The 9,613-nt window shown below is 68.6% G+C and carries 7 protein-coding genes and 1 pseudogene; 7 read left to right on the top strand and 1 reads right to left on the bottom strand.

Annotated elements, in window-relative coordinates; genetic code table 11:
* Positions 1 to 851: LLM class flavin-dependent oxidoreductase (locus tag H3O04_RS30815; RefSeq protein WP_202589117.1), on the bottom strand; the 851-nt coding region annotated here is incomplete at its 3' end.
* 157 nt (positions 852 to 1,008) lie between these two features.
* On the opposite strand from H3O04_RS30815, the gene H3O04_RS30810 reads away from it, so the two are divergent.
* From H3O04_RS30810 to H3O04_RS30780, 7 genes and pseudogenes are all read left to right on the top strand, one after another.
* Positions 1,009 to 2,061, top strand: a complete 1,053-nt coding sequence (locus H3O04_RS30810) for an RNA-guided endonuclease InsQ/TnpB family protein (RefSeq protein WP_202589116.1) — start codon at positions 1,009 to 1,011, stop codon at positions 2,059 to 2,061.
* Positions 2,062 to 2,358: 297 nt separating this feature from the next.
* Positions 2,359 to 3,501 carry an MsnO8 family LLM class oxidoreductase gene (locus tag H3O04_RS30805; protein WP_202589115.1) on the top strand — a complete coding sequence of 381 codons (1,143 nt, stop codon included), beginning with the start codon at positions 2,359 to 2,361 and terminating at the stop codon, positions 3,499 to 3,501.
* Positions 3,498 to 4,073: a GNAT family N-acetyltransferase gene (locus H3O04_RS30800; protein ID WP_202589114.1), complete on the top strand. Its 576-nt coding sequence runs from the start codon at positions 3,498 to 3,500 to the stop codon at positions 4,071 to 4,073. The genes H3O04_RS30805 and H3O04_RS30800 overlap by 4 nt, the downstream gene beginning before the upstream one ends.
* A 77-nt stretch (positions 4,074 to 4,150) precedes the next feature.
* Positions 4,151 to 5,791 (top strand): annotated as a pseudogene (locus tag H3O04_RS30795) (ABC transporter substrate-binding protein).
* A gap of 61 nt (positions 5,792 to 5,852) precedes the next feature.
* Positions 5,853 to 6,863 carry an ABC transporter permease gene (locus H3O04_RS30790; protein WP_006481286.1) on the top strand — a complete coding sequence of 337 codons (1,011 nt, stop codon included), beginning with the start codon at positions 5,853 to 5,855 and terminating at the stop codon, positions 6,861 to 6,863.
* A 13-nt stretch (positions 6,864 to 6,876) separates the two neighbouring features.
* Entirely contained in the window at positions 6,877 to 7,746 is an 870-nt protein-coding gene (locus H3O04_RS30785) for an ABC transporter permease (protein WP_077217646.1), read from the top strand.
* Positions 7,743 to 9,422 carry a dipeptide ABC transporter ATP-binding protein gene (locus tag H3O04_RS30780; protein ID WP_202589113.1) on the top strand — a complete coding sequence of 560 codons (1,680 nt, stop codon included), beginning with the start codon at positions 7,743 to 7,745 and terminating at the stop codon, positions 9,420 to 9,422. Before H3O04_RS30785 ends, H3O04_RS30780 begins: the two co-directional genes overlap by 4 nt.
* Positions 9,423 to 9,613: the final 191 nt, after the last annotated feature.

Raw genomic sequence — 9,613 nt, 5'->3', positions numbered from 1 at the left:
CGTTCATGCTTGTCGCGCAAGCGCCGCGCGACGTCGGCATCGGATTCGCCGATCACCGAATGAAACGAGTTCATCACGAGCGGCGGCCGGTCGCCGCGACCGAATGCGGCCGCCTGCCGGTGCAGCTCGGCGACGAACAGGCGTGCATCGTCGAGCGTCGGCTGCGACGTGTAGACGACTTCCGCATACCGCGCGCCGAGCGCCACGCCGCTCGCCGACTGCCCCGCCTGGAACAGCACCGGCCGCCGTTGCGGCGACGGCGGCACGTTCAGCGGCCCCTGCACCTGGAAATGCGCGCCGCGATAGTCGATCGCGCCGAGCTTCAACGGATCGACCGAGATGCCGCCGCCCGGCCCGCGCCGCGTCGCGCGCGGATCGTTCGCGTCGAACAGCGCGTTGACGACTTCGACGAATTCGGCCGCGCGCGCATAACGCTGCTCCGGGTCGGGCAACGCGGCATCGCCGAAATTCTCCTCGCCGACCGACGACGTGACCGCATTCCACGCGGCGCGGCCGCCGCTCACGTGATCGAGCGTGCCGATCAGCCGTGCGAGGTTGTATGGATGGTGATACGTGGTCGACACCGTCGCGACGAGCCCGATGGCCGATGTCGCCTGGCTCAGCGCCGCCAGCGCGACGATCGGCTCCTGGCTGCCGGTGGTCCCGGCGAGGCCCGCCGCATCGGCCTGCAACAGGTCGGCGGTAAAGAGGCCGGTGATCTTCTCGGCTTCCGCCTTGCGCGCGAGCGACGCCGCGCGCCGCACGCCCTGTGCGACATCCGCATCGCCGGGCGCGTAGAGCACGCTCGCCGCGCCGACGAGCGTCTTCAGCCGTCTGCGTGCGCCACTCATGACGCGGCTCCGGTCGCCGTGCGATGGCACGCCGTGAGGGCCATACATCGTTTGCGTTGCTCGTTCATCAGTTGCTCCGAGAAAACCCGTCCTTCAGGACGGGGAGGAAAGGCGTGCTGTTGACAGACAGCTTCTTCCACGGGTTAGGATCACCTGCATGATTCTTGTCTACCGCTACCGGGTGAAATCGCTCAACGGACTGCTTAACAAGCAGAGCCGCGCGGTGAACTACGTCTGGAACTTCTGCAACGACACGCAGAAGCACGCGCTCAAGTGGGGCAAGAAGTGGCCTACAGGATTCGACCTGAACGTGCTGACGACCGGCAGCAGCAAGGAACTCGGTATTCACTCCGGCACGGTCAACGCGACGTGCGAGCAATATGCGAAGTCGCGCAGTCAGCACCGTCGGCCCTGCCTGCGCTATCGCGGCAGGAAATCGCTGGGCTGGGTGCCGCTGAAGGGGCGTGACCTGAAGCGCGAGGGTGACGCATTCCGTTTCGCCGGCAACACGTTTCGCGTGTTCAACAGCCGACCGCTTCCCGAAGGCAAGATCAAGGACGGGACCAACTTCGCGCAGGATGCGCGCGGCAATTGGTTTCTCAACATCGTGATCGAAGTACCCGACGTTCAGGCCCGACCTATCCGTTCCGGCGTCGGCATCGATCTCGGCCTGAAAGACTTCGCCACACTTTCGACCGGCGAGAAGCTGCCCAATGACCAGTTCGGCCGACGAGCGGCGGAAAAGCTGGCGAAAGCGCAGCGGGCACGAAAGCACAAGCGACATATCGCGAAGCTGCACGCCAAGGTCGCCAATGCCCGCGCCGACTTCCAGCACAAGCTCGCGCTCGATCTGGTGCGGCGGTTCGATTACATCGCGGTCGGCAACGTATCCGCCGTGAAGCTCGCCAGAACCAGGATGGCGAAGAGCGTCTACGACGCGTCCTGGTCGTCCTTCCGAAACAAACTCCGTTACAAAGCGGTCGCGCACGGGGCCACGTTCGAGGAAGTGGACGAAAGCGGTTCCACCCAGTCCTGTTCGTCGTGCGGGTCGAAAGACAGCGCGACGCGGCCGAAAGGTATCGCGGGACTGCGAGTAAGAGAATGGGCCTGCAGTGGATGTGGTGCCGAGCATGATCGTGATATCAACGCTGCGCTGAACATTCTCCGATGCGGACGTGCATCGCCAGGTGTGGGAATCCTCCGCCTTTAGGCGGAAGGGGACGTCAATCGCATTCCTCGTGATTCCGTTCGGTCGGAGAATCGGAGCGTGCCGGCGGCCATCGCGACGGCGAGCGTACTCGCGTCGGACCGTCGGGCAGGCTCCCCGCACGCGCCGCTGGGGCGCGCAGCCAACGACCATAACGCAAGCCCCCCGGGCGGCCGGAACGAATATTTTCGGCTTTCGATATTCTTCTTGATTGTTTGACCGTGCGAACGTCGACGCAAAATAATTCGGCATGCCAAATCCGTTGATCAGGCCGTTTCGACCCGCGCCGATCGCATCATCATGACGTTCGACGCCCTCCGTTCCCACTTCGATTTGTCCGCTTTGTCCGCGCTGCCGTTCCGCTTGAGCGTGCTCGACAAGAGCCCCGTCGCACCCGGAGAAACCGCCGCCGACGCGCTGGCGCGCAGCGTATCGCTCGCACGCTTCGCCGATGCGGCCGGCTATCACCGCTACTGGCTCGCCGAACATCACAACACCGCCGCGCTCGCATGCCCGTCGCCGGAAATCCTGATCGCGCACGTGCTCGCGCATACGCGGCGCATTCGGGTCGGATCGGGCGGCGTGATGCTGCAGCACTACAGTCCGTACAAGATCGCGGAAAATTTCAACCTGCTCGCGTCGCTCGCACCCGGCCGCGTCGACCTCGGCATCGGCAAGGCGCCGGGCGGCCTGCCGCTGTCGACCCGTGCGCTGCAGGCCGGCTACGATCCGGCGCGGCGCGCGTCTTTCGCCGACCTGGCCGACGAGTTGAATCGCCATCTCAAGGGTGACGATGCGACAGCCGATGCAGCCGGCCAGGATGGCGGCGCTACGCTGCATGCGACGCCACGCCCGCCCGAGCCCGCGCAACCGTTCCTGCTCGGCGCGAGCGCGGAAAGCGCCACGCTCGCCGCGCGGCTCGGCTGGGCGTTCGTCTACGCGTCGCACCTGAATGCCTCCGCGACGGATCTGGAACGCACGTTCGACACTTATCGCCAGGCGTCGGGCGGCCGCACGCCGCTGCTGGCCGTCTCCGCGATCGTCGCCGACACCCGCGACACGGCGGCGCAGCTCGCGAGCGGACATCAGGGTTTTCGCGTGCAGGTAGGCGACACGCCCGCCGTCAACGTCGGCAGCCTCGAACAGGCGCATGCATACATCCGCCAGGCCGGCGGCGGCCCGCACCGGATCGAGCCGCGCGAAACGCGGATCGTGCACGGCACGCGCGACGACGTGCTGCGCGAGTTCGACGCATTGCATCGTCGTCACGGGATTGCCGAATTCGTCGTCGACACGCCGGTCGCCGATGCCGCGCCGCGGATTGCGTCGCTGCGCTTGCTGGCCGGCGTGCGTGCCGACGATCGCGACACGGCGGCGGCGCGCGACGAAGCGAACGCACGTCCGAACGCACGTCAACCGGACTTCGAAGGCACCGCGCCATGACCGATACGATCCGCATCGCCGGCGCGGACGACGTGCCGGCCGTCTACGCGTTGCTGCAGGACGCCTACGCGCCGCTCGCGGCGCAGGGCGTGCACTTCACGATCACGCGCTCGCCGATCGAACGCGTCGCGCAGACCGTCGCGCGCGAAACGACGTTCGTGCTCGAACACGCGACACCCGACGGCCGCACGACGCTCGCGGCCACGTTAACCGTGCGGTTTCCGTGGGTGCCCGGCGAACGCCATCGCACGCCCTATCCGTTCCTGCACTGGTTCGCGGTCGCCCCCGCGTTCAAGCGACAAGGATTCGGGCACGCACTGATCGCGCACGTCGAGACGCAGTTTCTGGCATCGCAGGTCAAGGCCCCCGCGACGTATCTCGCGACCGCGACCAATCATCCGTGGTTGCAGTCGTATTACGAGCGCAGCGGCTACCAGCCGTTCGACCGCTCGACGAACGCGCTCGGCACGCCGCTCGTCTGGTTGAGAAAAATCCTGATCCCGGATCTCTACCCGGGCGCAGCCGCGGACGACACCGCCCGGGACCACGAACGCATCCACGCAAACGCGTGACGTGACGTACCGCGCCGGCCCACATAAACGACGCGAACCACATCCACCGCTATTCACCTCGTAAAAGGCTTTCTCGCATGACATTCGCATTTCCGGATTCCGCGCTGCGCGCGTCGCGCCGCACCGTCTCGGTTGCGCTGCTGCTCGCGCTCGCGCTGCCGCATGCGGCGTTCGCCCAGGGCGCGCCCGTCGCGGGCGGCACGCTGACCTGGGGCGTCGAAACCGAGCCCCGTACGCTGAACCCGCAACTGAACGGCCAGGACAAGGTCGAGCTGCTGCTGCGCAACGCGTACGAAAGCCTGCTCGCGCAGAAGCCCGACGGCAGCTACGTGCCGTGGCTCGCGACCGGCTACAAGGTCTCCGCCGACGGCAAGACCTATACGTTCACGCTGCGCGACGGCGTGAAATTCACCGACGGCGCGCCGTTCGACGCGAAGGCCGTCGCCCGCAATTTCCTGAATGCGCGCGAATTGTCGTATGCGGCCGGCAGCCAGCTCGCGCGGCTGATCTCGCACGTCGCCGACGTCAAGACGCCGGACGAGCACACGGTCGTCATCACGCTCGACGCGCCGTATGCGCCGTTCCTGACGTTCGCCGGCCGGCTGCCGCTGCTGTCGCCGAACGCATTCGACCGCCCCGGCCTGAAATCGGGCGGCCCCGACATCGCGGGCACCGGCCCGTTCATCCTGCGCCGCTACGTGAAGGGCCAGGAAATCGAGTTCGCGAAGAATCCCGACTATCGCTGGGCGCCGCCGACCGCCGGCCACTAGGGCCCCGCGTATCTCGACCGGGTCGTCTACCGGTTCCTGCCCGAATCGTCGGTCCGTACCGGCGCGCTGCTGTCCGGCCAGGTCGACGTGATCGAGGGCGTGTCGGGCAACGACGCCGCGCTGATCCGCAAGAACGCCGATTTCACCTACCGCCGCGCGCTCAACACCGGCACGCCGTACTCGCTGTTCCTGAACGTCGGCTACGGCCCGACGCAGGACGTGAAGGTGCGCCGCGCGCTGCTCGAAGGGCTCGACACGACCGGCATCGTGCAATCGATCTACCGCGGCGAGCGCACGCGCGCATGGGGCATCACGTCGCCGATCGATCCGTTCTACGACGCGTCGATCGAAAAGACCTACGGCAACAACCCGAAGCTCGCGAACCAGCTGCTCGACGAAGCCGGCTGGAGCGCGCGCGACAGCGGCGGCTTCCGCACGAAGAACGGTGAGCGGCTGACGATCGCGGTCGTCCAGGCGCAGGCGACCGTGCGCGACCAGCGCGACGTGCTGCTGCAGGCGCTGCAGGCGCAAGCGCGGCAACGACTCGGCGTGGACCTGAAGATCCAGTACGTCGACGACGGCACGTACGTCGAGGCACGCAAGAGCGGCAAGTTCGGCTCGATCGCGAACTCGAACACGCCGCCGGACGGCATCGACATCGAAGGCCACTACCTGCCCGTCGATCGCGGCGGCGCGCTGAACTACAGCCGTGCGGCGGCGCCCGAGCTGACGCGCTGGCTGCAGGCGGCCGCGCGCACGCAGAACGTCGCCGAGCGCAGGAAGCTGTACGGCGAGCTGCAGCACTTCGCGATCAACGAGCAGGCGTACGCGCTGCCGCTGTACGAGCCGGAAGACCAGATCGCCGCCGCGAAGGCGGTCCAGGGCTTGCGCTTCCGCTCGTTCGCGCAGATGCCCGAGAACCCGTACGACGTGTGGGTGAAGAAGTAAGCCGACGCTTGCCGGCCTGCCTCGCATCGCCCATCGCGCCGCCCCGACAGGAGAATCGACCATGAACCGTCCGTCGTCCGCTTTCGTCTCCGTCCCGGACGCGCGGCCTGCCGCTGCGCCGCCGGCCGCATGGCGCCGCTGGCTGCGTTCGCCGATCGCGACGCGGCTCGCCACCGGCGCGCTCGTGCTGTGGGCCGCGGTCACGCTGTCGTTCGCCGCCGTGCATCTCGCGCCGGGCGACATCGTCAGCATCCTGATCGGCGAGCAGTTGAGCACGCCGGAGATCGAAGCCGCGATCCGCCAGGAATGGGGGCTCGACGAACCGCTCGCGCTGCAATACGTGCATTACCTGTGGCGCGTGCTGCACGGCGAGTTCGGCCGCTCGTACATCCTGAACACCGACGTCGCGCCGCTCGTGCTCGGCCAGCTGTGGCCGACGCTGAAACTGACGGGCGCGGCGCTGGTCGTGACGATCGTGTTCGCGGTCGGCCTCGCGGTGCTGACCGCCGGCCGCCGCTGGGCCGGCCGCGCGGCATCGGGCGTCGAGCTGTTGCTCGCATCGACGCCGTCGTTCTGGCTCGGCATCATGCTGCTGTTCGTGTTCAGCTTTACGCTGAAGCTGTTCCCGGTGGCCGGCGATCGCGGCTTCGCGTCGCTCGTGCTGCCCGCGCTGTCGCTCGGGCTCGCCCAGGGCGCGGTGATCGGCCGCGTGCTGCGGCAAGGCATCGAGCGCGCGCTCGACGAGCCGTACGCGCTGACGGTGCGTTCGTGGGGCATCGGCGGACTCGCGCTGCGCGTGCGACATGCGCTGCGCCACGCGGCGCTGCCGGCCGTCACGCTCGCCGGCTGGCTCGTCGGCGGCCTGCTGAGCGGCGCGGTGATCACCGAGCAGGTGTTCGGCCGGCCCGGCCTCGGCAAGGTGACGGTCGACGCGGTGCTGTCGAAGGACATGCCGGTGATCCTCGCGATCGCGATCCTGTCGGCGGCCATCTATGTCGCGCTCAGCACGGCCGTCGACCTGCTGTACCTGCTGATCGATCCCCGCCTGCGCGATCGCCGCGCAGCGCGTTGAACCGGAGACTTCGATGTCCACGCCCATCGACTTCACGTTGCGCCCGCCCGCGACATTCGCCGCCGTCGGCTGGCTGCGCCGCCATCCGGGCCTCGCGCTCGCCGCCGTCTATCTGCTGCTGAACGCGATCGCCGTCGTCGCACCGGGCTGGCTCGCGCACTACGACCCGCTGGCGGCCGATCCGCTGTCCGCGCAGCTCGGCAGCAGCGCCGAGCACTGGCTCGGCACCGATCAGCTCGGCCGCGACATCTTCTCGCGGGTCGTGTACGGCGCCCGCTACTCGCTGTCGATCAGCGCGGCCGCGATCGGCGTCGCGACGCTGTTCGGCACCGCGCTCGGGCTGTTCGCCGGCCTCGCGCGCGGCTGGCTCGACGAACTGATCACGCGCGCGCTCGACGTCGTGTCCGCGTTTCCCGACCTGCTGCTCGCGCTGATGCTGATTTCGTTCACCGGCCCCGGCGCGGTCAACCTCGTGTTCGCGCTCGGCGTCGCGTCGGTGCCGCGCTTCGCACGCGTGGTGCGGGCGCAGACCTTCGTCGTCGCGGCGTCCGGCTATGTCGAGCACGCGCGTACGCTCGGCCTCGCGCCGGCGGTACTGGTATGGCGGCACGTGTTGCCGCATGCGATCGCGCAGGTACCGGTACTCGCGACGATCGGGCTGGGCACCGCGATCATCGGCACGTCGGGGCTGAGCTTCCTGGGGATGGGACCGCAGCCGCCCGCCGCGGAATGGGGATTGATGCTCGCCGAGGGCCGCAACTATCTGTACAACGCGTGGTGGATCGCGGTATGGCCCGGCCTCGCGATCACCGCGGCCGTGATCGCGGTGAACGCGCTCGGCGGCTACTGGCAGGCGCGCTTCGAACATCGGGAGGCGGCATGAGCACGCCCGACACCGTTGCGCGCGCAACGAAATATTCAGCCGCGCCGCTGGCCCGCATCGAGCGCCTGACGATCGGGTTTCGCGGCCCGCGAGGAACACAGGCCGTCGTCGGCCCGCTCGACCTCGCCGTGCATGCCGGCGAATGCGTCGCGCTCGTCGGCGAGTCGGGTTCCGGCAAGTCGGTCACCGCGCGCAGTCTGGTCGGGCTGAACGGCCCGCACGCGGTGATCGACGCCGACCGGTTCGAGATCGCCGGCATCGATGCGGGCAGCCATCGCGAGCGCGACTGGCGCGCGATACGTGGCCGCCGGATCGGCTACGTGCTGCAGGACGCGCTGGTGTCGCTCGACCCGCTGTGGCGCGTGCGCGACCTCGTCGCGGAGGCGTTGCACGATACGCGCCGGCGCGATGTCGCCGCGCGCAGCGCCGACCTGCTGCGCTCGGTCGGCATCGACGATCCCGAGCGGCGGCTGCCGCAGTATCCTCATCAGTTGTCGGGCGGCTTGCGGCAGCGCGTGCTGATCGGCACCGCGATCGCGGGGGGCGCGTCGCTGCTGATCGCCGACGAGCCGACCACGGCGCTGGACATGACCGTGCAACGCCAGATCCTGTCGCTGCTGCGTGCGCGCCGGGACGCCGGCGACGCGATCCTGCTGATCAGCCACGACCTCGCGGTCGTCGCGGAGCTGGCCGACCGCGTGCTCGTGATGCGCGCGGGCCAGGTCGTCGAACAGGGGCCGGCACGCGACGTGCTGAGCGCACCGGCGCATCCGTACACGCGTGCATTGCTCGCGGCGATTCCCACCGCCGCGTCGCGCGGATTCCGGCTGGCGACCGCCGAACGCGTGCCGCTGCCGCCGAAGCGCATCGACACGCAGGCACCGGTGCTGGCCGTCGACGCGCTGACGAAGCGCTACGGCGGGCGCGATGCGCCGGCCGCCGTCGACGGCGTGTCGTTCTCGCTCGCACGCGGCGAGACGCTCGGCATCGTCGGTGAATCCGGTTCCGGCAAATCGACGGTCGCGCGGATCGTGCTCGGGCTCGTCGAACCCGACGCCGGCACCGTCACGCTCGACGGCCAGCCATGGAACGGCATCCCCGAAGCCGCGCGGCGCACCCGCCGTGCGCGGCTGCAGCTGATCGCCCAGGACCCGTACAGTTCGTTCGATCCGCGCTATTCGGTCGGCCGGATCATCGGCGAAGGGCTCGAGGTGGTCGGACTCCACGGCGACGCGCGCCGCCGCCGCGTGCTGCAACTGCTCGACGAAGTGCAGCTCGGTGCGGCGTGCCTCGACCGTTACCCACGCGAATTGTCCGGCGGCCAGCGCCAGCGCGTCGCGATCGCGCGCGCGTTCGCGTCCAACCCGGCGCTGCTCGTCGCGGACGAACCGGTCAGCGCGCTCGACGTGTCGATCCAGGCGCAAGTGCTCGACCTGCTCGCCGATCTGCAGGCCGAACACGGCACCGCGATGCTGTTCATCTCGCATGACCTGGGCGTGGTGCATCACGTGGCCGACCGGATTCTCGTGATGCGACGCGGCCGCGTGGTCGAAAGCGGGCCGGTCACGCAGGTATTCGACGCGCCGTCGCACCCGTATACCGCGTCGCTTCTCGACGCACTGCCCACGCTGCCCGGCGGCACGACTACCGCCCCAGCGCTCACCGCGCTCGCATGACGGTTGCCTGCCCCCGTCGAACCGCCGTCGCGGACTGATCGACCACCGGTGCTCGCCGTCTAGTTGTGAAGCTTCAATAGGTTGTATCGATGGTTCATCCGGACTGAGTCTGGGAGACTGGAAGTCGCCAAACACCCAACCTTCCAGGAACCCAGCCGGATGAACACCCATAAGAATGCCCGACTCACTTT

It is taken from the genome of Burkholderia sp. KCJ3K979 (assembly GCF_016759955.1).
Classification (GTDB): domain Bacteria; phylum Pseudomonadota; class Gammaproteobacteria; order Burkholderiales; family Burkholderiaceae; genus Burkholderia; species Burkholderia orbicola.
Note: the sequence above shows the minus strand (reverse complement) of the source record. Positions and strands in the feature narration are given on the sequence as shown.

Bases quoted from the DNA above. Each gene is read 5' to 3' on its own strand.
- H3O04_RS30810 (WP_202589116.1), top strand. From the start codon at position 1,009: ATGATTCTTGTCTACCGCTACCGGGTGAAATCGCTCAACGGACTGCTT.
- H3O04_RS30805 (WP_202589115.1), top strand. From the start codon at position 2,359: ATGACGTTCGACGCCCTCCGTTCCCACTTCGATTTGTCCGCTTTGTCC.
- H3O04_RS30800 (WP_202589114.1), top strand. From the start codon at position 3,498: ATGACCGATACGATCCGCATCGCCGGCGCGGACGACGTGCCGGCCGTC.
- H3O04_RS30790 (WP_006481286.1), top strand. From the start codon at position 5,853: ATGAACCGTCCGTCGTCCGCTTTCGTCTCCGTCCCGGACGCGCGGCCT.
- H3O04_RS30785 (WP_077217646.1), top strand. From the start codon at position 6,877: ATGTCCACGCCCATCGACTTCACGTTGCGCCCGCCCGCGACATTCGCC.
- H3O04_RS30780 (WP_202589113.1), top strand. From the start codon at position 7,743: ATGAGCACGCCCGACACCGTTGCGCGCGCAACGAAATATTCAGCCGCG.